We start from the raw sequence: 24,272 nt of genomic DNA, 5'->3' as shown, positions 1-24,272 counted from the left end.
CTCGTCAGGTCACCGTCAGCGGATCGTCAGCGGCCGGCCCGACGCTTCCCGCATGACACAGAACCGTCCCCCCGACGCCCCGCCCGCGGCGTTCCCCTGGCGGCGTCTCGGCATCTGGACCCTCGGCTTCCTCGCCTTCCCGCTCGCCGGGATCCTCGGCGGGGTCGTCGGGCCCGTCGACGACCCCGCCTCCGCCCTGGTCGGCGGCGCAGTGACCGGCCTCGTCCTCGGCGCCGGGCAGAGCGCGGCGAGCCTCGGCCTGCTCCGGCCGGTGCGCTGGATCCCGGCGACGACCGTCGGCATGGCCGCGGGGCTCGTGCTGGGCGCCGCGGCCGTCGGCTACCGGACCACCCTCGCCGACCTGGCGCTGATGGGCCTGCTCACCGGGATCCCCCTCGGCGTGGCCCAGGCGGCGGCGCTGCCCGCCGACCTGCGGCACCGGATCGGCTGGGCGATCCTCGTGCCGCTGCTGTGGGCGCTGGGCTGGACCGTGACGACGCTCGTCGGTGTCGACGTCGAGTCCGGCTACACGATCTTCGGCTCCACCGGCGCCGTCACCGTGACCGTCCTCGCGGGGCTCGCCCTGCTTCCGCTGCTGCGCCGCGGGACCCGTCCGACCGGCGCCGCCGCAGCTCAGCCGACCGCCACCGTGCCCTGGTGGAAGTAGACCCGCCACGGACCGCCGTCGCGGCGCCGCCACAGCGAGCTGCGCAGCGCCGTCCGGCCGGGCCGACGCGTCCGGTAGGTCAGCAGGACGACGTCCGCCGCCAGCCGGGTGGCGACCATCGTGTCGGTGAGCGGCCGGCGACCACCGCCCCCGGCCATCACCTGCAGGGCCGCCGCCCGGTCCCACACCCGGCCCGACGCACCGAACTCGTGGAACTGCGGGTCGAGCAGCTCCGCGGCGCGCCGCGGGTCGGTGCGGACGGCCGGGTCCAGCAGGCGCAGCTCGCACTCGATGACGTCGCGCAGATCGGTGTCCTCGGCCATGCCTCGATGGTGGGCCGCGGCCCGCGGACCGGCAACGGAGTTACGCCCCGCGACGGTGCCACGAAGTCGGGGTGGCGGGATTTGAACCCACGGCCCCTCGCTCCCAAACCGAGGGCACATGGTCCGGCACCGTCCGTGACCAGCCGGTCCGAGTCCAGCAAGATCGCTCCGGGACCGCCGATGTCCACCGCTGTTGCTGTCACCGATCGCTGTCAGTCGGCTGGGCTGTTTGGCAGGGCTCTGTCGTCGACGCCACCGCCTCGTACGTCGTCCTCGTCTCGCGTGGGCAGGACGCATGAGCACCCCTCGCCGGGCCGCCGTCGTCGACCGCAACGGGCCGCGCCGGGCGGCGCCGGCCGCCCGCCGCGGGCCGGAGGCAGGAGCGGCGGGCAGGCCGGGCGCCGCCCGAGGCGCGGCCGGTGCCAGGCCGCACCCGGCGGCCCGGCCTGGGCTTGTCCCATGTGCCATATCTGTCCGCAGTGAGGACGAGAACGACCTCACGGTTGCGTCGCTGTGGCAGCCGTCGTTCCCGAGCCCGGAGCTGGTGCAGCACGCGGCCGACCTGATCCCGCACATCACGGCCGGCGCGGTGGGGGAGGCCGGCGTCCTCACCGAAGGACCGCGCTGGGAGATCGTCGTCAGCCCGGGCGTCTTCCGGGTCCGGACGCGCGACTACGCCCGTGCCGAGCGCCGACACGAGCGGGAGGTCGAGCGGCACCGCAAGCACGTCGACGTGGCTGCGACCTGGGAGGGTGACATGCCGAACCCGCTGACCCGGGGCGCCATCACCGCCTGGACGCGACGCTCGCGCGCCCGGCTCGTTGAGCGCCTGTCTGATCTCGACTACACGCGCCTTTACGGCCGGTTCCACATCTGCGCCGACTGCCGCGAGGAGTTCGTCGACGACCTCGACCACTGCCCGCGCTGCCGCTCGGGGCGCTACGACACCGAGGATCGTCGGGGTCGGCTCCCGGCCATGCTGACGCTGACCTACCCCGGCGACTGGCTGACGGTCGCCCCGACGTCCGACGCCGCGATGGGCCACTTCCAGGCGCTCTGCAAGCGCTACGCGCGGGCCTGGGGTGAGCCACTGCGCGGGCCGTGGAAGAAGGAGTTCCAGGGCCGAGGGGCGGTCCACTTCCACATCTCGACGACCCCGCCGATGGGCACGACGCCCGTCACCGACCCGGAGACCGGCCAACCGGTCCGAGTCGACTTCAAGCGCTGGCTGTCGATCGTGTGGGCCGAGATCGTCGGCCACCCCGACCCGGAGGAGCATCGCAAGCACCTGCTCGCCGGGACCGGGGTCGACTACGGCCAGGGGCTCAAGCTCACCGACCCACGCCGCATGGCCGTCTACTTCGCCAAGTACGGCGCCGCCGCGACCGGCAAGGAGTACCAGCATCGGGTGCCGCGGGAGTGGGTCGACACTGTGCTCGTGTGCAGCTCGTGCGGCGTCGAGCACGACCAGGCCCTCGACGAGTGCCCCGGCTGCGGCTGCCCGGACGCGGACGTCGTCGAGCGGGGGAGTGCCGGACGGTTCTGGGGCTACCGCGGCCTCAACCGTGCGCTGGCGATACGGCAGGTGACGCCGGACGTCGGCATCGCGGCCGGCCGGATCGCACGGCGCTGGTACCGGGCTAAGGGCCTGACGAAGCAAGTCACCGTGCAGCGGGTCGAGCAGGCGACGGGCCGCGTCACCTACCGGCGCTCGACGGTCCGGAAGCGGCTATTCGCCCACGGTCGGGGGTTCGTGTGCGTGAATGACGGAGCCGCCTTCGCATCCCAACTCGCTCGGTACTTGGGCGGTCCTTCTCCCCACTGATTCTTCGCCCAACCTGAGCTTGCCGACGTCGCGGCGCCCGTGCGCAAGATCAGGGGTGGGGGTGGGGGCCTCGGTGGAGCGCCCTACTGGACGAACGACCGAGGCCCCCACCCCCACCCCTGATACGGTTCGACTACGTCGCAAGGCAGTTCCTCGGCAGACGTATTAAGCCGATACCTGCATTCCGGTCATATAGTGGACGATGTCTTGCATAAGTTCCACTTGTGAATGTCCGCTGACGCCGGCTGCAACTGAGTTCAGGGGCATGCTAAATGCGCATCCGAGCCGTGGGTTGTATATCGTCATCTTGTCAACTGTGGTTCCAGACGCGTAGTACATGGCGGAGTAGGTCAATACTTGGCGAATATCCGAGCCACGGAATGGTCGATTCACTGTCTTGACTTCGATTAGGTGTGATCCAGAAATAATGTCGGCGACTGCTGCGCCTACTACGCCACAGCCAGGAACGCTTGGCGAGAATTGTGCTGGCGAGAAGGCATCCGCAAAGTGGCGGATTGCCTTACTCAGGGCGGCAGCTTGGTGCCATTCGAACGCCTGCAGTGATTCGGATGCGGCGGATCCTCTAGGCAGGCCCGTAATCATCCTGCGAGCCTCTGCCTCAAGCTGCGGTGGCGGCACTGGCGTGGGTTGGAATCCAGCGGCCGCGAGTCGAAATCCGACCTCGGCGATCAGTGGGTTTCGATCGGCTGGGCCGAAAATGTTTACGGCCTCACCCGCGGGATGCAGATTCGTGTTAGCCCAGCGAACAAACTGTTCGAGGGTCGGCGCCACCTGCCGCCAGATTGACGCTTGTCGGGAGAATGTTGATACTGTGATCATACGGGTATCCGCCACCCGTTGTTCTGTGCCTTGCTCCCCGCCCACTCATGAACGATCTTCTCGTAGTCGCCTAGACTAGATTTGACGGAGTTTCTCCAGTGCCTTCCTTCGTCGTCGAGCGAGTAGGAAGACATCAGGAAGGCTCTCTTTAGCCACGGATGCATCGTGCTAAACGTGTGCTTGATATCACTCAACCAGTATCGCCGCTGCCAATTGGCAAGGATCATCATGATGTCGCGCTGAATCGGAATGGACTGAGAGTTGGTGAACCCGTGCGTCGACTGGAAGAGCTCAATCAATAGGTGCTCATTCTCCAGGGAGTAGCGCGAGGCCAATGCTCGCACCATGTAGGAGAGATTGAGGTCGATCTTTGCGATGTAGCTCTTGTCCTGAATCAGGGCACGAATGCGGGCGTGAACTGATGTGGTGAAGTCGATGTCATCGATGTCGTCTAGAGCGCTACGGGTCGCTAACATGACCTGCGGCATTACTGGGGCTAGTGTCTCAAGATTGTCGAGCAGGGAGTAGATCGCCTGCTGCCTCGGGACTGGGTCCATGAAGCGAAGAGCGCCGATGAGGCGACGCGTGAGCGCGGTGTGCACTCTCCGCCACTCGTGCGTGAGCCTGCTCCTGGCGCTCGGCGTCAGCCCGCGCGTGGTGATGGAGATCGTCGGTCACTCGGCCATCGAGATGACCATGAACGTCTACGCCCACGTCTCGCTGGACAACCAGCGGACCGCACTCGACCTGCTCAGCAACCAGCTCGTGGAGGCCGGCAAATGAGCCCTACTGCTGTCATCAACCGCTGTCAGCCCGACGGCAAGATCACGAGCACCTGGCCTGACCTGGTCGGGGTGGCGGGATTTGAACCCACGGCCCCTCGCTCCCAAAGCGAGTGCGCTACCAAGCTGCGCCACACCCCGTGTCTGACCTGGGAAAACACCCCTATCGGACACGTAACGCTAGCACGGACGGCAGTCGTCTCCCGGCGCCCCCACGGGTGGGGCCGGGTGGTGGCGTCGAGGGCCGGTTTCGTCGGTGGGGGTCGCTACGTTCCGCGGCGTGCTCCCGCATCTCGACGAGGACGGCCTGACCGACTCCGGTCGGTGGCGCGAGCTCGGCGTCACGCACTGGCACCTCACCGTCGGCGAGGTCACCACGGGGGACCCGGCGCGGTACCGGATCGAGCGCTGGCGCGAGCTCGTCGGAGCCCGGTACGAGGGGACGACCGACGACCCCCGTGCGGCGCTGCGGTGGATCACGGACCAGCGGATCGACGCCGTGAAGCGGGCCACGCACCCGGATGCGTGTCTCGCCCGCGCGGGCTGGGACAGCGAGGCGCGCTGGCTCGCTGCGCTGGAGGTCACGTGGATGATGCTGACCCGCACCCTCGGGCCCGCGGGCGGAGGCATCTCGGTGAGCGACGGGCGGTCGATCGAGATATACGCAGATGCGATGACCCCGCGGTCGTGCGGGAAGGATCACTAGCGCCGCGTCGGCTCGGTCGTGCCACGCGGCTACGCGGCGTACGCCCGCGTCCTGCATCCCGTCCCGGCGCCCGGTCCGTCGTTCGACGGTGCGCCGCTGCGCTGGGCCGACGTCTGCCGCGCGACCGGGCGCCGGCTGCACGCACTGGCCCAGTGGAGCGCGATCGCCGTGCCGCGGGCGTCCCGATCACCTACGACGCACGCTGGCGCGACATCGCGCCGGACGCCGGCAACCTCGGCCGGGCGGCCCTCGACACCCTGCTCGGGCTGCTCGGCGCCCCGGGACGCCGAGCTTCTTCGCGCTCTGGGAGGGGTTCGGCTGGATCCACGGCAGCCCGGCGGTCGTGGTCGTCGGCAGTGACGAGGAGGTTCCGCCGGAGCTGCCCCGCGAGGTCCTCGACGGTCCGCGGCTGCGGCTGCCGCACCGGGACCACATCGTCTTCTCCGGGCCGCTGCGGGACGCCGTGCGGATCGGGCACACCTACTCGTGGGGCGAGTTCGCGACGCAGTCGCCGACCCTGTTCTGGGCCGCCGACCGCTCCTGGTGCGTGGCGTCGGAGATCGACTTCGACTCGACGCTGGTCGGCGGATCCGCCGAGCTCGTGGCCGCGGTCCCTGGGCTGCCGGGACCTCGAGGCCCTGCCGGTGGGACCCACGACTCGCTGCGCCTCGACGGCGACGCAGTGAACCTCTGACTGTGGCGCGGACGGGGTCCGCTAGGCTGAAGGGGGCCGGGCGACCGGCCACGCGGGCGTAGCTCAATGGTAGAGCCCCAGTCTTCCAAACTGGCTACGCGGGTTCGATTCCCGTCGCCCGCTCCAGGCCTGCCGGCGCACGCGCCGCAGGCGCGGCCGCTCGGGAAATATCGCTCGCCACGAGTGCCCGTCCGGTGACCCGGTCCGACAGGAGTCCGCGGTCGCGCCCCCGAAGACCGGTCACGTCGCGCCCGCGGGTGGCCGGACTCCCTGGCCGGACGGGCGCGCTCGTCGGCTTGTCGGTTCTGTCCAAGACCGGCGGACAGCGGCGACATAACGTACGCGGACCGAGGACGTCGACGGCCGCACGCCGTCGGACCGGAAGGAGACCCCCAGGATGCGCGACCTCGTCTACACCGCGTTCATGTCGCTCGACGGCGTCGTGGACTCGCCGGGCGGTGGACCGGGGGAGGAGCACCGCAGCGGAGGCTGGGTGTTCAAGGACGTCGAGTTCCTGCCCGAGGCGTTCGCGCTCAAGGGCGAGGAGCTCGCGGAGACCACGGCCCTGATGTTCGGCCGGCGCAGCTACGAGGCCTTCGCCCCGACGTGGCGCGACTCGCAGGACCACGCGGCCTACAAGGACCTGCCGAAGTACGTGGTCTCCTCGACGATCTCGCAGGACTCTCTCGTCGACGGCTGGGGCGAGACCACGATCCTGCGCTCGACCACCGACGTCGCAGAGCTGAAGAAGGGCGAGGGCGGGGCGATCTTCATCCACGGCAGCGCCGAGCTGGCCCGCGGGCTCTCGGACGCGGGGCTGATCGACCGCTACAACCTGCTGGTGTTCCCGGTGCTGCTCGGCGCCGGCAAGAGTCTGTTCAGCGACGCCGACCGCGAGCGGCAGAGGCTGCGGCTGCGCGACTCGCAGGGTTATCCCAACGGCGTCGTGAAGCTGCTCTACGACGTGGCCGGCTGAAGGCCGGCCGCCGCTCACGAGAACGAGCCGAGGTCCAGCGCGAGGGCCCCGGCGCCGCCGTCCTGCAGCTGGGTGGCCGTCCGCCCGACGTAGCGGCGCAGCGCACGCGCCAGGTGCGGCTGGTCGAAGTAGCCGAGCGAGGCGACGACGTCGGTGGCCGCCTTCCCCGCGGCCAGCAGGTGGGCCGCCTCGCGTGCGCGCTCCATCTGACGCACCGCACCCCGGGTGAGCCCGGTCGCCGCCCGGAACCGCCGTTCCAGCGTGCGGTCCGACACGGCGGGGCGGCCGCCGCGCAGCACCTCGCCGACGATCGGGTCGCGAACCACCGCGCCGTCCCTGACGAGGCGCGCGACCAGGGCCTCCGCGTCGTCCGGGGCCGGCCGTTCCCAGCGGCGTGACCCGCAGAGCCGGAACGACGTCCGCGTCGCGTCGGCGAGCTCCACCCCGCCGTCGACGAGCGATGCGACCGGGAGGTCCCGCAGCGACGTGCCGATCGCGAACTCGATGCCCACGAAGCTCGCGCCCTCGGGGACCGGCGCGCTGCCGGTCGCGGTCTCCGGACCGGTCACCCCGGCATGGGCCCGGCCGTCGCACTCCCAGAAGACCAGCCCCCATCGGGGCGCCGCGACCGAGGTCATCTCGCCGACCTGATCGCTGGTGCACGTCCACACCGCGTCGACCCACGGCGAGTCCGACGTGCGCGTGGTGAACCGCAGCCCCATGCCCGCATTCTCGCGGCCTCGCCGGTCGGCGGGGAGCCCGTGGCCCGGCGCGGTCACGACCGCGTGGCGACCTCGCGGGCCCGGAGGTAGGGGCGCAGCAGACGACCGAGGAGCGCCAGCGCCGCGGCGGCGTCGTGCGGGGCGAGGTCCTGGGAAGCGCGCAGGACCGCGGCGTTGATCAGCTCGGCCATCCGCTCGGGGTCCGCCTCGTCGAGCCCGCGCAGCGCGTCGATGAGGGGCTCGCGGAGCTGGGTGTGGAGCTGCGCGCTGTGGGCGTGCAGCACGGCCGGGTCGATCAGGGTGCGCAGGGCCTTCGCGATCGCCTGCTCGGGCCCGGTGAAGAGCTCGACGTTCGCCTCGACGTAGGCCCAGACCCGCTCCGCGGGGGTGCCGGCGGCGGCCACGCGATCGAGCACGTGCCGGGTCCACGCGGGAAAGACCTCGGCGACGACGGCCTCGAGCAGCGCCTCGCGAGAGGGGAAGTACTGGTAGACGCTGGGCCTGGCGAGACCGATCCGCGCGCCGACGGCGGCCAGCGACGGCGCCTGCCCGGTCTCGGCCAGCAGCGCACGTGCCGCATCGAGGATCGCCCGCCGCTGCCGCTCGCGGTGCTCGGCAACGGTGGGAGCCTGGATGCGGGGCACGTCATCCTCCTCCCGGGTGGAACCACTCGGTCACGCCATGGCAGGCCGCTCCTCGGTCAGCCTGCCGTCGATCATCTCGAACACCCGGTCGCAGTGCCGCAGCACGTCGTGATCGTGCGTGACGACAACAGTAGCCATGTGGTGCTCGTGGGTCTCCTGGGCGAGCAGGGCGAGTACCTCGTGGCTGCGCCGGCGGTCCAGTGCCGACGTCGGCTCGTCCACGAGCAGCACACCGGGCCGGGTGACGAGCGCCCGGGCCACCCCGACGCGCTGGCGTTCCCCGCCGGAGAGCTGATGCGGCCTGCGGCCGCTCTTGTGGTCCATGCCGACCTCGGCGAGCAGCTCGACCGGGTCCCGCGGGTTCTCGATCCGGCCGAACGTCAGTGGCAGCCGCACCTGGTCGACGGCGGTCAGCGCGGGCAGCAGGTTGTTGCTCTGGAAGACGTAGCCGATGCGGGTGCGGCGGATTCGCGCCCGCATTCGTTCCGGCCCGGCGAGGTCGACGCCGTCGACGACGACCCGGCCCGCGTCGGGCACCGTGAGCCCGCCCGCGACCGCGAGCAGGCTCGACTTGCCCGCCCCGGACGGTCCGACGACCGCGACGATCTCGCCCGGCTCGACGTGCAACGACACGTCGTCGAGCGCGACGGTCTCGTCCTCGCCGTCGCCGTGGCGCAGGGTGACACGTTCCAGCAGAAGTCCGGTGGTCATCGGTTGCCTCCCAGGGCGGTGAGCGGGTCGACCCTGGTGACGCGCAGCACCGCGACGGCCGCTCCGACCATGCCGAGCGCCACCAGGAGGAGTGCTGCGACACCGACGGCGCCGAGGTCGAGCGCGAAGGGCATGGGGGTCGCCGAGAGCCCGGCCCCCGCCGCGACGCCGGCGGCGACACCGACGACGGTCGAGACCACGAGCAGGACCGCCGACTGCAGCAGGCTGTCGCGCAGCACGTAGCCCGTCGCGGCGCCCATCGCGCGCAGGACCGCGATCTCGGGCTTGCGCTGGATGACCAGGACGGTGAAGAAGGCGCCCACGACCAGTGCCGAGATCGCGTACAGGAACACCTGGATCATCCCGCGGGTCGCCGTCTCGGCGGTGTAGCCGGGCGAGGCGCCGAAGGACTCCTCCAGGGTCATCGACGCCGTCCCGGCCGCCTCGTCGCCCGCGGCGAGGTCCGTGCCCGGCGCGGTGCGCAGGGCCACGGCGGTGATCTCGTCGTAGGCGTGCGCGGGAACCGGGTCGCCGGGGCCGGCCCCGGCCCGGATCTCCTGCCACGTGCGCAGCGGCACGTAGCCGACGTCGACGTGGCCGAAGGTGTGCTGGCCGTCCAGGACGCCGACGACGGTCAGCTCGGTCCCGATGCGGTCGAGGGTGACGGTGTCACCGAGCCGCAGGCCCGCGTCGATCGCGGTCGCGCTCACCACGATCTCGTGCGGAGCCGAGCCGAGCCGGGCGCCCTGAGCCGGGTCAGGATCGACGAACGAGCCCGGCTGCACCCCGAACAGCGCGAGATCGATCTCCGTGCCCCGGTCGGACTTGGCGTTGACCAGTGTGTTCCCCAGCGGTGCAGCGTCCGTGACGCCGTCGCGCTCCGCCCACCGGGCGACGGCCGCGGAGTCGACGACGCTGCGTGAGAACGCCGAGTCGGTCGGGACACCGCGTTCGAAGGCCAGGGACGTGACCGGCAGCTTCTGCAGGCCGGAGACGCCGTCGTTCACCAGCCCCACCGACAGGCCGGACAGCAGCACCATCAGCACCGCTATCAGCGCGACGACCGCGCCCATCAGGGCGAAACGGCCGCGGGCGAAGGCGAGCTCTCGCAGGGTCAGGAACATCGGTCACGTCGCAGCACTCTTGTCGACACCATGTCGGCAACGTTACCGACATGGTGTCGGCATCTTCTCGGGAGGGGTCCGTGGGGGCCGTCGCGTAAGTTCCCGACAGGGCGTTGGTATCCTACCGGACGAGTCCGAAAAGTCCGATCTCGGGCGCAGGGGGCGCCGGCTCGGCGCACCGGCGGGCCCTGGTTACATCGACCGTGAGAGTGAGTGAGTGCCGTGGAGTTCCTCAGGCTCGTGTTGCTGTTCCTGCACTTCATCGGTCTGGCGGTGCTGCTCGGTGCCTTCGTCGCGCAGCTGCGGGAGCCGGCGGTGGAGGGCCGCCGCCGTCCCGCGACCGGGATGCTGCACGGCGCGCTCACCCAGCTCGTCACGGGCGTCGCGCTCGTCGGACTGCGGGAGGGTGCGCTCGACCTCCCCGTCGACAACACCAAGATCGCCGTCAAGCTCGGCGTGGTGGTGGTGCTGCTGGCCCTCGTCATCGTCGGGCGCCGCAAGACCCTCGGCCCGGCGGCATTCTGGGCGATCGGCGGGTTGGCCGTGCTCAACGTCGGCATCGCGGTCTTCTGGGTCTGACGACCCTCACGAGCTGTCGCCGGCGACCTCGATGATCGTCTTGCCGCGGCGCCGACGGCGGGCGAAGGCGTCGGGTGCCTCCGCGAGCGGGCGGACGTCGCCGACGACGGGTCGCAGCCGCCCGTCACGGACCCGCAGGGCCAGGTCCGCGAGCTGCGCCCGGTCGGGTTCGACCACGAAGAAGACCGCACGGCCGCCCTCGGGGTGCGCCGTGGGCGGTTCCGCGATCGTCACGAGCGTGCCACCGGGGCGCACGAGCGCGGTCGACCGCGCGAGGATCTCGCCACCGATCACGTCGAGCACGACGTCGACCTGACCGGCGTCCTCCAGCGCGTCGGCGTCCAGGTCGAGGAACGCGTGGGCGCCGAGCTCGCGCGCCGGCTCGCGGTCGGCGGCCCGGCCGGTCCCGATCACCCGGGCGCCGGCCTCCCGCGCGAGCTGGACGGCGATGGACCCGACGCCGCCGGCCGCGCCGTGGATCAGCACGGTCTGCCCGGCGGTGAGTCCGCCGTGGACGAAGAGTGCCTGCCACGCGGTCAGGCCCGAGATCGGCAGCGCGGCCGCCACCGTGTGGTCGATGTCGGCGGGGAGCGGGGCGAGGTTGCGGGCCTCCACGGCGGTGTACTCGGCCAGGGTGCCGTTGCGCGCCCAGTCGGTCAGCCCGAACACCCGTTGCCCGACGGTGAGGCCGGTGGTGCCGTAGCCGAGCTCGACGACGACGCCGGACAGTTCGTGTCCCGGGACGCTGGGCGTGCGGTCGCGACCGGCGCGGTCGGTCCAGGTGGCGGGCCAGTCGAGCTCGCCGGGGGTGAAGCCGGCGGCGTGGACCCGCACGACGACGTCGTTCTCGGCGGCGTGCGGGTGCGGCAGCTCGGCGAGGGTGAGGCCGTCGACACCGGCGGTCCGGTCGCGAACCGTGATGGCGTGCATGTCGATCTTCCTTTCGGGGACGGGCCGGATCAGCTCGGCCAGGGCGAGCCGAGGATGCGCTCGACGGTGGTGGTCCGGGTGAAGCCCGGGACGAAGTGCTCGAGGACGTCGGAGTTCACGGTGCCGTTCGTGGTCTCCGGACGGTGCTCGAGCCCCTCGGCGTAGGCGCGGAGGAACTCGTTCTTGAAGTCCCCCCGGGGGTGGACGGCGAGGATCTCCGCCACGTCGTCGGAGGGGAGCTCGTCGAGGCCGACGCCGAGAACGTCGGTGAGGACGCCCAGGTAGGTGGTGGCGACCTCCGGCCCCATGCGCGGGGGGATTCCCGGCGTCGTGTGCAGTGCGATCGCGGTCCACACGGTCTCGGCAGCCGCGGGGGAGAAGCCGTGGGCGCGCAGGAACGCGCGGGCGTGGTCGGCGCCGTCGACCTCGAACCGCTGCTCCACGTCGGAGAACGGCCTGGTGAGACCCGTGTCGTGGAACAGGGCGGCGACATACAGCAGCTCGGGGTCGGGTTCGACGCCGAGCCGCCTGGCGTGCAGTCCGCCGAAGAGGAACACGCGACGGGAATGGTGGTAGACGAGCGGGCTGGTGGTCTCCCGCACGAGGCGGGTCGCCTCGTCGGCCGCTTCCGTCCCGGGCACGGCCACGCCCGCGATGACCTCCGACATGACGTGCTTCCTCCGCTGATGGTCGTCGACAGCTCCTGCGCACTCGATGCTGCCGATCGACCCGCCCCCGGCGCCGCTCTCGTCGGGCCAGGAACCCCTCGGATCCGGACAGCGGGCGGCGGCGGGACCCGCCGCGGCGGACGTCGCGTGCCGGGATCATTTGCCTCGCGGGGGTCGGCCGCTGTGAGATCCGGCCGTGCACCCCTCGGCCCCACGACGCATCGCGTTCCTCGTGTACGAGGGGGTGACGCTGCTGGACGTCGCGGGGCCGGCCGAGGTGTTCACGGAGGCGAACCGGTTCGGCGCGGACTACCGGATCGTGCTGGTGTCACCGACCGGCGAGGACGTCAGGTCGAACCTCGGTGTCACGGTCGCGGTCGACGGGGCCGTCGCCGACGAGCCGGCCCCGGACACGTACCTCGTCGCCGGGTCGGGGCTGCACGTCCGGACGTCCGTGCCTCCGGAGCTCGCCGACGCCGCCCGGGTGCCCGCGGCCGGTGCCCGCCGCGTCGGGTCGATCTGCACGGGCGCGTTCATCCTCGCCGCCGCGGGCCTGCTCGACGGCAAGCGCGCGACCACCCACTGGAAGGTGACGCACGAGCTCGCCACCCGGTACCCGACGTGCCGCGTCGAACCCGACGCGATCCATGTCCGCGACGGCTCCACCTACACCTCGGCGGGGGTGACGGCCGGGATCGACCTGGCGCTGGCGCTCGTCGAGGAGGACCACGGCGCCGACCTCGCCCGTGACGTCGCCCGCGCCCTGGTGGTCTACATGCAGCGGTCGGGCGGGCAGTCGCAGTTCTCCGCCCCGCTGCAGGGACCGCCGCCGCGGTCGCCCGACCTGCGCACGGTCACCGACCTGGTCACGGCGAACCCGCAGGGCCGGCACTCCCTCGGTGACCTCGCGGGGCACCTCAACGTCAGCACCCGGCAGCTGTCGAGGCTCTTCCACGACGAGCTGGCCACGACGCCGGCCCGGTACGTGGAGAGCATCCGGTTCGACATGGCGAGGGCGCTCCTCGACCAGGGGCACACCGCGACCCAGGCCGCGGCCCGCGCAGGTTTCCCCAGCTACGAGAGCATGCGGCGGGCCTTCGCCAGGAAGCTCTCGATCAGCCCGGCGGCCTACCAGCGCCGGTTCGGCACGGCTCGTGGCGTCGACGCGGAGTAGCGTGCCGGGCCGGCCCGCGCCCCGCCTCAGAGCGTGGCGCCCTCGCGCAGCCAGCCCCGCGCGGAACCGTCGGCGTTGAGTGCCCGGCGCTCGCCCGGCTCGTGGTGAATCTGGACGCCGACCTCGTTGGTCACGGTGCCCAGCGTGGCCAGCTCGGCCATCTCGGGCCCGGCCAGCCACTTCTCCAGCTGCGCCGGCGTGGCCCAGTGGGTGTTGAGCTGGTAGCGCACCGGCGCCTGCTGCGGGAACTCCTCGACGGGGCCGATGAACTGGAACGGCTGCGCCTCGAACGTGCCGGGCAGGGTCTCGTAGGGCATCGTCCCGTAGCCGGGCAGTGCGGCCGTGAGCGTCGTGACGAGCGCGTCGACGCGCTCCTGCGGCAGTGCGTCGGCCGGCACCAGGCTGGTCTCGAGGAACAGCGGGCCGGTCAGCTCCTCGCCCTCGGCGGGACGCCGCCACTTGCGGATGTAGAAGGCGTCGAACCAGGTGTCGTAGGCGCCCTTCATGACGGGCCCGTGGTCGGGGCTGCGGTACCAGGCGTCCATGAGGTCCGGCGTCTCCCACTTGCCCGAGAAGTACATCCACGGGGAACGGGCGATCGGGCCGCCGATGACGGCCAGGAAGCCGGGCTGCGACGCGACGACGGGCCCCATGCGCTCCTGCGTCGCCCAGAAGTCGGCCTCGTTGCCCGCGCGCAGGGTCATGCAGGCTTCCATGGTGGTCACGGTCTGCGGGATCGGCATGTCGGTTCCTCCGGCATGTGGTGCGACGTGTGCGCAACCTGACTGTGGTCCGGGGCACGCTATTGCGTATTTTCCACTGTCGTCAAGTATTCGTCAGGGTTACCGGTGGAGCGGGTCGCCGCCCGTCGGCGGGTCGGAGTGGCGGTCCGACCGTCCTCGCGACACGCTTGGCGCGTGACGCGCACCCGGGTGAGGGCCGCCCTCGTCGGCCTGGCCGCCGCGGCGGACGGCGTGGTGGGCCGGGTCGTCCTGGTCGTCGTGCGGGTCCGCGGGCGGCGCCGGCCGCTGGTCCTGCCGTTCATCGGCCACGGGTCGGTCGAGCGGGTGCGGTTCGGCGCGCGCGTGGTGATGGGGCATCCCGACGCCGGCATCGTCGACGAGGCCGTGCCCGGTCCGCGGTCGCGCCGGCAGGTGCTGCGCGCGAGCCTGAGCCGGTTCTTCACCGTGGAGATCCCGCGCGCGCAGGTGGCGATCCGCACGCCCGGCGGGGTCGCCCGGGTCCGGGCGGACGACGAGGGCTACGTCGACGCCGTCGTCGACCGTCCCGGGCTGGAGCCCGGCTGGCAGGAGGCCGACCTGACCCTGGCGGACGGCGCGACCGCGACCGCGCAGGTCCTGGTCGTCGACCCGCGTGCCGACGTCGGGCTGGTCAGCGACGTCGACGACACGATCCTCGAGACGGGCCTGACGCGCGGGCTGGAGTTCCTCCGGGCGACGCTGCTGACCGAGACCGCGGACCGCGCCCCGCTGCCCGGGGCGGCCGCGCTCTACCGGGCGCTCGTGTCGTCACCGGAGGTGTGCAGGCCGGTCTTCTACGTCTCGACCAGCCCGTGGAACCTGCACGGCACGCTGCTGGAGTTCATCGGGCTGCGCGCGTTCCCGCTCGGCCCGCTGCTGCTCACCGACTGGGGTCCGGGGCGCGGCACGCTGTTCCGGATCGGTGCCCGTGAGCACAAGACCTCGCTGATCACCCGGATCCTCGACGAGCACCCGGCGCTCGCGCTGGTCCTCGTCGGCGACACCGGCCAGCTCGACCCCGAAATCTACGCGGACCTGGCCCAGGCGCACCCGGACCGGATCCGGGCGGTCTACGTGCGCCGCCCGCCGGGGCGCAACCCGCGGCGCGACGCACAGGTCCGCGCGCTGGCGCGGGAGGTCAGCGCACGCGGTGTGCCGATGCTGGCGGTGGACGACAGCACGCAGATCGCCGAGCACGCCGCGTCGATCGGGCTGCTCGATCCGGCCGCGGTCCCGGCGATCCGGAGCGCGACGACGCAGGGCCGGCTCCCCGCCGCGACCCGCTGATGCCATGACGCCGGCGCGGCCGGAGCCCGTCTGCCGGGTGCGGTGTCCTCGTGGGAGCTCCGACGGGCCTTCCCTTGTGGACGAGTCCCGGGCATGCTCGGGACTCGGCCCGAGCGGAGGTGCGTGCGCACATGGACGACCCCTCTACCCGCCACCGCGGCTGGGAGATCGCGCTCGCCGTGGTGCTCGTCGTGGGTGGGGCGTTCCTGCTGAGCAACGCCGTCGCCGCCACCCTGCTGTCGATCGTCCTCATCGGATGGACGATCCTCGCCGCCGGCGTGCTGCTGATCGTGCGGGGCGTGCTGCGCCGGGAGTCGTCGGCGGTGTTCTGGTCGGCCCTGCTCGGCGGCGCCGTCCTCGCCGTGCTCGGCATCGTCGTGCTGCGCAACCCCGTTGTCGGGGCGGCGACGTTCACCCTGCTCGCCGGGGCGATGTTCCTCGTCGTGGGCGCGGTGCGGATCGTGCTCGCCGTCCAGCTGAAGGAACACCGGATCGTGCTCGGCCTCGTCGGGGTCGTGTCGCTGGTCATGGGGCTGGTCGTGCTGCTGAACTTCGCGGTCGCGACGCTCACCCTGCTCGGCATCCTGCTGGGCATCCAGATGATCGGCGAGGGCGTCGTCCTGCTCGTCGCGGGCCGCCGGGGGCTGCGGCCCGGGCGCGCCGCAGCCACGCCCACAGCCAGGTCCTGACCCTGGGACCCGCTCGACGCGCTCAGCCCTCGCCGCGACTGCGGTGCTCGGCGTCGTCGCCGTCGGGCGCCGTGGCGTCCTGCGAGACCGCCGCGGCGGACGGCTCCGGGCGGGCGGGGCCGGGGAAGATCACCGAGATCGCGATGCAGACGACACCGAGGGTGATGTAGGTGTCCGGGAGGTTGAACGTCGCGAACCAGCCGGTGTGGAAGTAGTCGGCCACGGCGCCCTCGACGGCGCGGTTGACCAGGTTCGTCGCCGCGCCCGCGACCACGGCCGCGAGCCCGATCAGCCCGAGCAGGCTGACGTCGGCCGCCGCGACCCAGGCATAGCCGGCGATGGCCAGCGTGATCGCGCCGGTCACGAGGATCACGACCCAGGTCGGCAGCGACGAGCCGAGGCTGAACGAGACCCCGGTGTTGTAGAACAGCCGCAGCTGCAGGACCCCGAGGTCGATGATGCTGCCGTCGCCGAGCGCGGCCTCGATCGCGATCTTCACCAGCCACGCGACGCCCGCGAGGGCGACGGCGAGGATGACGAGAAGGGTTCGTCGCCGCGCGGCCGACCGCGCTCGTTGCGCCACGTGCCCATCATGCCCGGCCGCCGATCCGCTCCAGCACGGCGACCGCGCACGCGGGCCCGTCCTCGTCGGCGATGCGCGCGCCGACGGCGGCGGCCGCGGCGGCGGGCCCGGGCTGCAGTGCGGCCCGCAGGGCCTCGGTCAGCGCCGCGGCGGTCAGCTTCTCGCGGGCGATCGGCGGCGGTCCGGCGCCCAGCGCCGCGACGCGACGGCCCCAGAAGAACTGGTCGGAGAAGAAGGGGACGACGACGCTCGGGCGCCCCGCCCGCAGCCCGGCCGCGGTGGTGCCGGCGCCACCGTGGTGCACGACGGCCGCGACCCGCTCGAACAGCCAGCGGTGCGGGACGTCCCCCACGACGAGCACGTCGTCGGACGGGTGACCCGGGGCGAGCCCGGCCCAGCCGGCGGCCAGCACCATCCGGGTGCGGGCCCGGCGGGCCGCGGCGAGGGCGATGTCCACGAGCTGCCCGGCGTCGCGGTCGGGCATGCTGCCGAACCCGATGTACACGGGCGCCGGGCCGGCGTCGAGGAACGCGGCGAGCTCACGCGGCGGGACGTGATGCGGATCGGGCGGCGCTATCCAGTAGCCGGTGACGTGCACGTCCGGCGGCCAGTCCGGCGGCACGGGGACGACGACCCGCGAGAAGCCGTACAGCGTCGGCGGTCGGGTACCCGGAGGCCAGTGCGACGGCGGGCCCGGCGGCAGCGGGGGCGAGCCCTGTGCCCGGCGCTGCGCGGCGATCGTCGGGAGGAAGGCCTTCCACAGCAGCCGGTCGGCCAGCGCCCACGTGGCGTGCCTCAGCGCCGCGGGGACGTCGCGCACGCCGGGGGAGCCCGTCGGGCCGAAGGCGCGCGTCGGGGTCTGCGGCTGCAGGTGCGCGGCGACGGCCGGGACGCCGTAGAGGTCGGCGACGTTCGGCCCGATCGCGGCGAGCGTCGCGTACACGACGAGGTCGGCGTCGCGACAGGCGTCGACGGCGGCGGGGTAGGCCTCGTCGAGCGCGGGGCCGACGATGGCGGCCATCCGCCGGGTGAGGGCGACGGGGTTGCGTGTGGCGAGCATCCGCTTCCCCTCGGGGCTCGCGAGGACGGCGCGCGGGTTGCCGGGCAACGTCGCGAACTCGAGGCCCGCGGCTCCGACGGTGCTGGCGAACTCGTCGTGCGTGGCGAACCGGACACCGTGCCCCGCGCGCCGAAGCCGGACCCCGAGCACGACGAACGGCTCCACGTCCCCGCGCGAGCCCACCGCCAGCAGTGTGATCCGCATGACATGATCCTCCCGGATCCCCTGCCGCCGCCGGGATCACGGTCCTGGTCCGGTTGCGCCGCAGCGCGTCTCCGGGCAAGCATGACCGAAATTCCGGGAAGGCGGTCGGTGTGGGGCGGGCGAGGGCACGGACGCTGTGCGCGACGCTCGCCGTCGCGCTCCTGACGCTCACCGGCTGCACGTACACCGTGTCGGGGCAGGCCGTCGCCGAGCGGGCCGACGCGCCCCTCACCCCGCCGCTGGAGGGCACCACGTGGTCGGGCACCGACTCCGACGGCCGCTTCTACGTCTTCCGGTTCAAGGCCGGGTCGCGGCTGGCGTACACGAGCCCGACCGGCACCTTCGACAAGGCGGGGGACACCTGGCGCCAGTCGGGCGCCTCGGTCACGTTGACGTTCAACAGCGGCTACGCCGTCTACAAGGGATCGATCGTGGGCGAGGACATGGGCGGTCGGGCGTCGAACGTCGTCGGCAAGAAATGGGAGTGGTCGGTCCGCAGGCAGTGACGGCGCACCGGCGTACCGGCGGACCGTACGGGTGTCGTCGCGCTCAACGGCGCAGACCACGCACGAAGGCCGCGAGCCGGTGCCGCCGCGCGACGGCGACGACGACCATCAGCGCGCCGATCAGGATCGGCGTGACGACGTCGTCGCGCCGATCAGGATCGGCGTGACGACGTCGGCCGGGTTGTGCAGCACGAAGACCTGCGTGATCATCGCCCCGATCATGAGGGCGACGAGCCCGGTGGCGGCCGCCGCCGCGATCGGTGCGAGCAGGAGCCCGACGCCGCCGGCGAGTTCCAGGACGCCGACGACGTAGCGCAGCCACTGGCCGCTGCCCATGGCCTCGAACATCGCGACGGCGTACTCCTGGCCGAACAGCTTCGGCGCCGCGGAGCCGACGACGAGGAAGAGTCCGACGACGATCTGCACCGTCCACGGTGCACGGTTGGCGACGCGGCCGGTGGTGGCGGCGGGGGCGATGGCGGTGGCGGTCATGAGGTCCTCCCGGGGATGCGGTGGCGGTCGCCGGTGTTGACGACGCGGCGGTCCGGATCTCATCGCCGGACGGCCACTTTCTCCGGATCGGCCATCGGCGACCGGAACGGGCCGGGGTCGACTGGGGCTCATGGTGATCGGTGCGGCGGCGGCCGCGGGCATCGCGACGGTGGCACTCGGACTCGTCCTCACCCCTGGCCCGAACATGCTCTACCTGGTCTCGCGCAGCATCACGCAGGGCAGGCGCGCGGGGCTGGTGTCGCTGCTCGGGGTCGCGGCGGGTTTCGGCGTCTATCTGGCCGCGGCGTCGGCGGGGATCGCCTCGGTGTTCGCGGCGGTCCCCGCGGCCTACCTCGCGCTCAAGATCGCCGGCGCCGGCTACCTGCTGTACCTGGCCGTGCGGACGCTGCGGGCGGGTGGGCGCGGCGTGTTCGAGGCCCGCGACCTGCCCGTCGACCCGCCGTGGCGGCTGTTCACGGCGGGTCTGACGACGAACCTGCTCAACCCCAAGATCGCCGTGCTCTACGTCGCGCTGCTGCCGCAGTTCGTCGACCCGGCCGGCGCGCCGGTCTGGGAGCAGAGCCTGGCACTGGGCGCGGTGCAGATCGTCGTCGCACTGACGGTGAACGCGCTGATCGTGTGCTCGGCGGCGACGCTCGCCCGGGTTCTCGGGCGGCGCCCGTCCTGGGTCCGGGTGCAGCGCTGGGTCATGGGCGGGGTGCTCGGTGCCCTGGCGGTGCGCCTGCTCGCCGAGCGGGCGCCCGCCCCGGCCCAATGACCTCCACGCGCGGAACGGCGACGCACGGTCCCGGCACCCCGGCCGGGCTCGGAACTCCGGGCTCGGAACTCCGGGCTCAGAACTCCGGGAGCCACGCCTCGGCCAGCGCCCGGGCCGCGACGGTGCAGTCGAGCTGGGCGAGGATGTTGGTCCAGCCGGAGAGCACCCGGACGATCAGCATGTGCTGCGGGGGCAGGGCCAGCGAGCGACCGGTCTCCCAGAACGCGCGTCCGCGCACGTCCATCACGCGTGAGCCCTGCTGGGCCATCCAGTCGCGGTGGAACCGGAAGGTCCGCGAGCGCAGCGGGTCGGCGAGCGCACCGATGTAGCGCAGCACGTCCTCGGCGGGCACGTCCCCGCCGACGAAGCCCTCCGCCAGCATCAGCCGCATCATCTTGGCGGGTTCGGCGTCGGCGACGTGGCGCAGGATGCGGGCCAGCACGGGCGGGAACCCGTCGGGAAGCTCCGCGACCGCACCGAAGTCGATCATCGCGAGCCGGCCGTCGGCGAGCACCATGAAGTTGCCCGGGTGCGGGTCGGCGTGCAGCAGCCCGACGCGCAGCGGGGAGGAGAACATCGTCTCGATGATCGTGTGCGCCCAGCTGTCGCGCAGGGCCTGCTCGGCGGCGTCGCCGGCGGGCCGTGCGGTCATCGCGCCCAGCGACACCCCGTCGAGCCATTCCGAGACGATCACCTTCGGGGCCGAGGCGACGACGGCCGGCACGTGCAGGCGCGGGTCGCCGGCGTAGGCGGCGGCGAAGCGGCGCTGGTGGTCGGCCTCGGCCCGGTAGTCGAGCTCGTCGAGCATGCGCCTGCGCAGCTCCCGGACGAGCGCCTTGGCGTCGAGCGCGGGGACGATCAGCGCGAACAGCGACGAGAACCGCTCGAGCGTGCGCAGGTCGGCGTCGAGTGCCTGGTCGGCGCCCGGGTACTGGATCTTGACGGCGACCTCGCGGCCGTCGGCCCACACGGCGTGGTGGACCTGGCCGACGCTCGCGGCGGCGGCGGGCTCGTCGTCGAACGAGCGGAAGCGGCGCCGCCAGTCCCGACCCAGCTGCTCGGCGAGCACGCGGTGCACGGTCCGCGCCGGCATCGTCGGGCCGCAGGACTGCAGCTTGGCCAGCGCCTGCCGGTAGGGCTCGGCGATCTCGGCGGGGATCATCGAGTCGTAGACGGACAGCGCCTGGCCGACCTTCATCGCGCCCCCCTTGAGCTGGCCGAGCACGGCGAAGAGCTGCTCGGCGTTGCGCTCCATGGCACTGGCCGACACCTGCTCCGCGTCGGCGCCGGCGAGGCGCCTGCCCCAGCCCGCGACGGCCCGGCCGCCGAAGGCCAGGGGGAGCGCGGCGATCCTGGCCGAGCGGGCCACGCTGCCGCGGGGGATCTCGGAGTACGCCGTGTTGGTCATGAGGAGAATCGTGCCGACGAGCGGGCGCCGAGTCGTGGGGGATGACCCCGAAGTCGTGGTGTGGTTACCCTCCCCCTCGCGGGGGAGCCCACCATCGGGCCAACCCCCCGCCGGGTCAGTCGGCGAGCATCACGGCCAGTTTGGTGACGGTGTTCCAGTTGCGCCCGGTGACCGTCACACCCCATCTCCTGGCCATCGGCGTCGCGATGTCCGGCGCCTTGAGCACGCCGTCGGGACACCACTGGTAGACGACCCGGTCGCCGATGCGCACCCGGTCGGGGTCGAGCTCGACGGGGTCGAACGCCGCCAGCGCGGCCGGGTCCGGGTCGGCGGAGAGGAAGAGCGCCATCATCCGCGAGCCGTTGTCCGCGACGTCGGCGAGCGGGTGCGCGGCGATCACGGCGTCGAGCTCCGGGCCGGTGCGCACGACGACCCCGATGCGCATCCCGAACTCCGCCTCGAGCGCCTGCTCGATCGCCTCGGCGAGCGCCGCGGGCGTCGTCGCGGAGGCGCGCAGGACGGCGTTGCCGCTCTGCAGCAGGGTGCGCACGTCGTCGAAACCCATGCCCGACAACAGCTCCCGGAGCCGAGCCATCGGCACCTTGCGCTTCGGGCCCAGGTTGACCCCGCGCAGCAGCACCGCGTAGCTCGGCATCCGCGCAGCCTAGTCGGGCGGGCTCAGACGACGCCGCGGTCGTGCAGCGCCCCGATCTCCCCCGACGCCAGGCCCAGCCGCTCGGCCAGCACCTCGTCGGTGTCGCGGCCGAGAACGGGAGAGGCCCCCGCCGGGCCGTGGGAGCCGTTCCAGCGCAACGGGGTGCGCGCCGCGATCACCGCGCCCGCGCCGGGGACCACCTCGTCGGACAGCACGGGGTAGGTGCCCTTGCGGTGCGCGGCGACGACGTCGGTCATCCCGCGGTAGGCACTCCAGAGCACGCGTGCCTCGTCGAGCTCGCGGCTGGCCTGCTCGAGGCTGCGGGCGGCGAACCACGGACGCAGGATCGCCGCGATCGTCTCCCGGAGACGGTAGCGGTCGGTCTCCTGGGTGAGGTCGGCGTCGAGCGCGGCCTCGAGCGCGGAGAACACCGCGCCGGTCCCCGTCACGGTGCAGAGTGCCTTCCACTGGCCCTCGGTCAGCGCGACGACCATGACGCGCTCGCCGTCCTTGCACAGGAAGTCGACGCCGAAGCTGCCGTACACGTGGTTGCCGTGGCGCGGGCGGTCCCGTCCGTTGGTCGCGACCTCCGACAGCCAGCCCATGTCGGCGACGCCGGTGAGCGCGACGTCGGCGAGCGCGATCTCGATGTAGGCCCCGCGACCGGTCCGGTCACGGTCGCGCAGCGCGGCCAGCACGCCGGTCGCGACGGTCATGCCGGTGATCAGGTCCCACGCGGGCAGCACGTGGTTGACCGGCGCGCCGCCCTCCTCGGGGCCGGTGATCTCCGGCAGCCCGACCTCGGCGTTGACGGTGTAGTCGACGGCGGGCCTCCCGTCGGGATGCCCCTGCACGCGGACGTGGATCAGGTCGGACCGGCGTGCGGTGAGCACCTCGTTGGACATCCACCGCCTGCCGACGACGTTGTCGACGAGGACGCCGCGGTCCGGCCCCGGCGCGGTGATCAGCGCGACGACGAGCTCACGGCCCTCGTCGGAACGCTGGTCGATGGCGACGCTGCGCTTGCCGCGGTTGAGCGCGGCCCAGTAGTAGCTGTCGCCGCTGGGGGCGACGGGCCAGCGCTTGTGGTCGTTCGCCCCGCCCAGGGGGTCGATCCGCACGACGTCGGCTCCCAGACGCGAGAGGGCCAATCCCGCCGTGGGGCCCGCGACGAAGCTCGCGCACTCCACGACCTGCAGCCCCTCGAGCGGACGGACGGTCATCGCACCTCCACGTGTGGGCCCGGCCGGGCGACCGGCACCCCTGCGAGCCTTCCACGCCGGAGCCCGAAGGGGGGATTGCCCCACCCCCGGATCGGGTGGGTCGCCCCACTGTCCCGGCGCCCGTGCTGCAGAAGAGTCATGCTGGAGGCCGTGCAGCAGCGGCACGGACGATCCGGACGCCGGGAGGGCCCGCGGGATGACCGTCGCGACGATGTGCGCCGTCGTGCTGCACAGCCCGTGGCTGCCGCTGGCGCTCGTCGTCCTGGTCGCCCTCGACGGGCCCTTCCCACCCCTGCCGAGCGAGACCGTGCTGATGACGGCCTACGCCACCGCGTTCGCGTCCGGGAACCTGCTGATGGTCGGTGAGCTCGCGGTCTCCGCGCTGCTCGGCTGCCTGCTCGGCGACCTCCTCGTGCACACGCTCGGCCGGTCGAGCACCCGGCTGGTCCGCCGGGTCGACCGCGCCGGTCCCGTCGCGTCCTGGGTGTCGGCGACGATGCTGGCCCGCCCGGTGGTCGCGCTCGTGGCGGCCCGGTTCATGCCCAGCGGCCGGCTGCTGAGCACGGCGATCGCCGGTCGCGTCGGCGTCCCGGTGCGGCGTTTCGTCCCCGGCTCGGTCACCAGCTCGACGCTGTGGGGCACCTACATGATGACCGCGGGGCTGCTGCTGGGCCCGGTCGTCGGCAACGACCCGCTGGTCGGGCTCGCGGTCGGGGCCGGGATGGCCGTCGTGACCGCGAGCGCGTTCGGACTTGCGTGCCGGGTCCGGCTGGCCCGCCGGGCGGCCGTGGCGCGGGCCGGGACTCCCGTGGGACAGCGGGATCCGGCGGCGGTCTGAACCGGTCCCGCCGACCGCGGACCTGACGCGGGGCGCGACGACCGGAATACTGCCGATCATGTCGACGATGACCTGGGTGGCCGAGGTGGGCGAGGACAACGCCCGCTGGCTCGCCACCGAGAGCCGCACCGCCCGGCTCGCCCGCGAGTACCGACCCAGGGACATCGGGGAGGGGCGCATCGAGTTCAGCGTCCGCGCCCTCGGTGCCTCCCGCGAGCTCGGTGAGGAGGAGGACGGCTTCATCACCGAGGACGGCGAGGGTCTGCGCATCTGGATCGGGGACGACGCGTTCGACCTGGAGCTCGTCGAGTCCTGAGCCGCCTGCGACCGAACGACCACGAGAACACCCGCTACTGAACGAGAGCACTGCTCTTGACGTGACGTCGCGGGTGCGGTTCACTGTTCCTATCGGAGAGCAGTGCT

At 72.6% G+C, this 24,272-nt stretch carries 29 protein-coding genes and 2 tRNA genes; 15 read left to right on the top strand and 16 right to left on the bottom strand.

Annotated features, from left to right (window positions below):
• The first annotated feature begins 52 nt into the window (after positions 1–52).
• Complete coding sequence (locus PSD17_RS32540; protein ID WP_339126090.1) at positions 53–667, top strand: hypothetical protein; 615 nt, start codon at positions 53–55, stop codon at positions 665–667.
• Here the strand turns inward: PSD17_RS32540 and PSD17_RS32535 are convergent.
• Positions 634–990 carry a nuclear transport factor 2 family protein gene (locus tag PSD17_RS32535; RefSeq protein WP_013674089.1) on the bottom strand — a complete coding sequence of 119 codons (357 nt, stop codon included), beginning with the start codon at positions 988–990 and terminating at the stop codon, positions 634–636. The two genes, PSD17_RS32540 and PSD17_RS32535, sit on opposite strands and share 34 nt — an antisense overlap.
• Positions 991–1,534: 544 nt before the next feature.
• On the opposite strand from PSD17_RS32535, the gene PSD17_RS32530 reads away from it, so the two are divergent.
• The gene (locus PSD17_RS32530) at positions 1,535–2,815 is read left to right on the top strand and encodes a hypothetical protein (protein ID WP_339126089.1); all 1,281 of its coding nucleotides are present in this window, start codon (positions 1,535–1,537) and stop codon (positions 2,813–2,815) included.
• Between the two features lie 836 nt (positions 2,816–3,651).
• Here the strand turns inward: PSD17_RS32530 and PSD17_RS32525 are convergent.
• On the bottom strand, positions 3,652–4,257 hold the full coding sequence (locus tag PSD17_RS32525) for a hypothetical protein (RefSeq protein ID WP_339126088.1): 606 nt from the start codon (positions 4,255–4,257) through the stop codon (positions 3,652–3,654).
• Positions 4,258–4,273: 16 nt separating this feature from the next.
• Here PSD17_RS32525 and PSD17_RS32520 point away from each other — a divergent pair, with 16 nt between their 5' ends.
• Positions 4,274–4,438 carry a hypothetical protein gene (locus PSD17_RS32520; protein ID WP_339126086.1) on the top strand — a complete coding sequence of 55 codons (165 nt, stop codon included), beginning with the start codon at positions 4,274–4,276 and terminating at the stop codon, positions 4,436–4,438.
• A 63-nt stretch (positions 4,439–4,501) separates the two neighbouring features.
• On the opposite strand, the gene PSD17_RS32515 is transcribed toward PSD17_RS32520, so the two are convergent.
• Positions 4,502–4,578, bottom strand: a tRNA-Pro gene (locus PSD17_RS32515).
• A gap of 115 nt (positions 4,579–4,693) precedes the next feature.
• Here PSD17_RS32515 and PSD17_RS32510 point away from each other — a divergent pair.
• The 4 genes from PSD17_RS32510 (at position 4,694) to PSD17_RS32495 (ending at position 6,813) form a co-directional block, all read left to right on the top strand.
• Complete coding sequence (locus PSD17_RS32510; protein WP_339126085.1) at positions 4,694–5,143, top strand: hypothetical protein; 450 nt, start codon at positions 4,694–4,696, stop codon at positions 5,141–5,143.
• 343 nt (positions 5,144–5,486) lie between these two features.
• On the top strand, positions 5,487–5,837 hold the full coding sequence (locus PSD17_RS32505; protein ID WP_339126084.1) for a hypothetical protein: 351 nt from the start codon (positions 5,487–5,489) through the stop codon (positions 5,835–5,837).
• A 52-nt stretch (positions 5,838–5,889) separates the two neighbouring features.
• Positions 5,890–5,963 (top strand) — tRNA-Gly (locus PSD17_RS32500).
• 271 nt (positions 5,964–6,234) lie between these two features.
• Entirely contained in the window at positions 6,235–6,813 is a 579-nt protein-coding gene (locus PSD17_RS32495; RefSeq protein WP_013674092.1) for a dihydrofolate reductase family protein, read from the top strand.
• 14 nt (positions 6,814–6,827) lie between these two features.
• Here PSD17_RS32495 and PSD17_RS32490 read toward each other — a convergent pair whose 3' ends face one another.
• The 4 genes from PSD17_RS32490 to PSD17_RS32475 are packed head-to-tail and all read right to left on the bottom strand — an operon-like array spanning position 6,828 to position 10,014.
• Entirely contained in the window at positions 6,828–7,535 is a 708-nt protein-coding gene (locus PSD17_RS32490; RefSeq protein ID WP_041760860.1) for a helix-turn-helix domain-containing protein, read from the bottom strand.
• Between the two features lie 53 nt (positions 7,536–7,588).
• Entirely contained in the window at positions 7,589–8,179 is a 591-nt protein-coding gene (locus PSD17_RS32485; RefSeq protein WP_103382318.1) for a TetR/AcrR family transcriptional regulator, read from the bottom strand.
• A gap of 30 nt (positions 8,180–8,209) precedes the next feature.
• Positions 8,210–8,890, bottom strand: a complete 681-nt coding sequence (locus PSD17_RS32480; RefSeq protein ID WP_339126083.1) for an ABC transporter ATP-binding protein — start codon at positions 8,888–8,890, stop codon at positions 8,210–8,212.
• On the bottom strand, positions 8,887–10,014 hold the full coding sequence (locus tag PSD17_RS32475) for an ABC transporter permease (RefSeq protein WP_339126082.1): 1,128 nt from the start codon (positions 10,012–10,014) through the stop codon (positions 8,887–8,889). Before PSD17_RS32475 ends, PSD17_RS32480 begins: the two co-directional genes overlap by 4 nt.
• A 213-nt stretch (positions 10,015–10,227) precedes the next feature.
• Between PSD17_RS32475 and PSD17_RS32470 the strand changes: the two genes are divergently transcribed.
• Positions 10,228–10,593, top strand: coding sequence for a hypothetical protein (locus tag PSD17_RS32470; RefSeq protein WP_233899373.1), 366 nt, complete (start codon positions 10,228–10,230; stop codon positions 10,591–10,593).
• Between the two features lie 6 nt (positions 10,594–10,599).
• On the opposite strand, the gene PSD17_RS32465 is transcribed toward PSD17_RS32470, so the two are convergent.
• Positions 10,600–11,523 carry an NADP-dependent oxidoreductase gene (locus PSD17_RS32465; protein WP_339126081.1) on the bottom strand — a complete coding sequence of 308 codons (924 nt, stop codon included), beginning with the start codon at positions 11,521–11,523 and terminating at the stop codon, positions 10,600–10,602.
• 29 nt (positions 11,524–11,552) lie between these two features.
• Positions 11,553–12,191 (bottom strand): HD domain-containing protein, encoded by a 639-nt coding sequence (locus tag PSD17_RS32460; RefSeq protein ID WP_013674099.1) that lies wholly within the window; start codon positions 12,189–12,191, stop codon positions 11,553–11,555.
• Positions 12,192–12,387: 196 nt separating this feature from the next.
• On the opposite strand from PSD17_RS32460, the gene PSD17_RS32455 reads away from it, so the two are divergent.
• Positions 12,388–13,365 (top strand): GlxA family transcriptional regulator, encoded by a 978-nt coding sequence (locus PSD17_RS32455; protein ID WP_103382322.1) that lies wholly within the window; start codon positions 12,388–12,390, stop codon positions 13,363–13,365.
• A gap of 26 nt (positions 13,366–13,391) precedes the next feature.
• On the opposite strand, the gene PSD17_RS32450 is transcribed toward PSD17_RS32455, so the two are convergent.
• The gene (locus PSD17_RS32450; protein ID WP_339126080.1) at positions 13,392–14,108 is read right to left on the bottom strand and encodes an antibiotic biosynthesis monooxygenase family protein; all 717 of its coding nucleotides are present in this window, start codon (positions 14,106–14,108) and stop codon (positions 13,392–13,394) included.
• Between the two features lie 174 nt (positions 14,109–14,282).
• On the opposite strand from PSD17_RS32450, the gene PSD17_RS32445 reads away from it, so the two are divergent.
• Both PSD17_RS32445 and PSD17_RS32440 read left to right on the top strand, forming a co-directional pair.
• Positions 14,283–15,413, top strand: a complete 1,131-nt coding sequence (locus tag PSD17_RS32445) for an App1 family protein (RefSeq protein ID WP_013674102.1) — start codon at positions 14,283–14,285, stop codon at positions 15,411–15,413.
• 131 nt (positions 15,414–15,544) lie between these two features.
• Positions 15,545–16,102 (top strand): HdeD family acid-resistance protein, encoded by a 558-nt coding sequence (locus PSD17_RS32440; RefSeq protein ID WP_013674103.1) that lies wholly within the window; start codon positions 15,545–15,547, stop codon positions 16,100–16,102.
• 22 nt (positions 16,103–16,124) lie between these two features.
• Here the strand turns inward: PSD17_RS32440 and PSD17_RS32435 are convergent, their stop codons facing one another.
• Positions 16,125–16,685 carry a signal peptidase II gene (locus tag PSD17_RS32435; protein ID WP_013674104.1) on the bottom strand — a complete coding sequence of 187 codons (561 nt, stop codon included), beginning with the start codon at positions 16,683–16,685 and terminating at the stop codon, positions 16,125–16,127.
• A gap of 7 nt (positions 16,686–16,692) precedes the next feature.
• Positions 16,693–17,949 carry a glycosyltransferase gene (locus tag PSD17_RS32430; protein WP_339126079.1) on the bottom strand — a complete coding sequence of 419 codons (1,257 nt, stop codon included), beginning with the start codon at positions 17,947–17,949 and terminating at the stop codon, positions 16,693–16,695.
• Positions 17,950–18,059: 110 nt separating this feature from the next.
• Here PSD17_RS32430 and PSD17_RS32425 point away from each other — a divergent pair, with 110 nt between their 5' ends.
• The gene (locus tag PSD17_RS32425; RefSeq protein WP_013674106.1) at positions 18,060–18,455 is read left to right on the top strand and encodes a hypothetical protein; all 396 of its coding nucleotides are present in this window, start codon (positions 18,060–18,062) and stop codon (positions 18,453–18,455) included.
• Between the two features lie 120 nt (positions 18,456–18,575).
• On the opposite strand, the gene PSD17_RS32420 is transcribed toward PSD17_RS32425, so the two are convergent.
• Complete coding sequence (locus PSD17_RS32420; protein ID WP_339126078.1) at positions 18,576–18,947, bottom strand: DoxX family protein; 372 nt, start codon at positions 18,945–18,947, stop codon at positions 18,576–18,578.
• Between the two features lie 130 nt (positions 18,948–19,077).
• Here PSD17_RS32420 and PSD17_RS32415 point away from each other — a divergent pair, with 130 nt between their 5' ends.
• Positions 19,078–19,725, top strand: a complete 648-nt coding sequence (locus PSD17_RS32415) for a LysE family translocator (protein WP_339126077.1) — start codon at positions 19,078–19,080, stop codon at positions 19,723–19,725.
• Positions 19,726–19,801: 76 nt separating this feature from the next.
• Here PSD17_RS32415 and PSD17_RS32410 read toward each other — a convergent pair whose 3' ends face one another.
• The 3 genes from PSD17_RS32410 to PSD17_RS32400 form a co-directional block, all read right to left on the bottom strand.
• A complete protein-coding gene (locus tag PSD17_RS32410; RefSeq protein WP_339126076.1) occupies positions 19,802–21,133 on the bottom strand; it encodes an ABC1 kinase family protein in 1,332 nt (443 codons plus the stop codon).
• A gap of 115 nt (positions 21,134–21,248) precedes the next feature.
• A complete protein-coding gene (locus PSD17_RS32405) occupies positions 21,249–21,788 on the bottom strand; it encodes a DUF1697 domain-containing protein (protein WP_339126075.1) in 540 nt (179 codons plus the stop codon).
• Between the two features lie 23 nt (positions 21,789–21,811).
• The gene (locus tag PSD17_RS32400; RefSeq protein WP_013674110.1) at positions 21,812–23,011 is read right to left on the bottom strand and encodes a CoA transferase; all 1,200 of its coding nucleotides are present in this window, start codon (positions 23,009–23,011) and stop codon (positions 21,812–21,814) included.
• Between the two features lie 196 nt (positions 23,012–23,207).
• On the opposite strand from PSD17_RS32400, the gene PSD17_RS32395 reads away from it, so the two are divergent.
• Complete coding sequence (locus PSD17_RS32395; RefSeq protein ID WP_013674111.1) at positions 23,208–23,849, top strand: DedA family protein; 642 nt, start codon at positions 23,208–23,210, stop codon at positions 23,847–23,849.
• 58 nt (positions 23,850–23,907) lie between these two features.
• A complete protein-coding gene (locus PSD17_RS32390) occupies positions 23,908–24,165 on the top strand; it encodes a hypothetical protein (protein ID WP_013674112.1) in 258 nt (85 codons plus the stop codon).
• The last annotated feature ends 107 nt before the right edge of the window (positions 24,166–24,272 follow it).

Source organism: Pseudonocardia sp. D17 (assembly GCF_036984265.1).
Lineage (GTDB): Bacteria > Actinomycetota > Actinomycetes > Mycobacteriales > Pseudonocardiaceae > Pseudonocardia > Pseudonocardia benzenivorans.
Note: the sequence above shows the minus strand (reverse complement) of the source record. Positions and strands in the feature narration are given on the sequence as shown.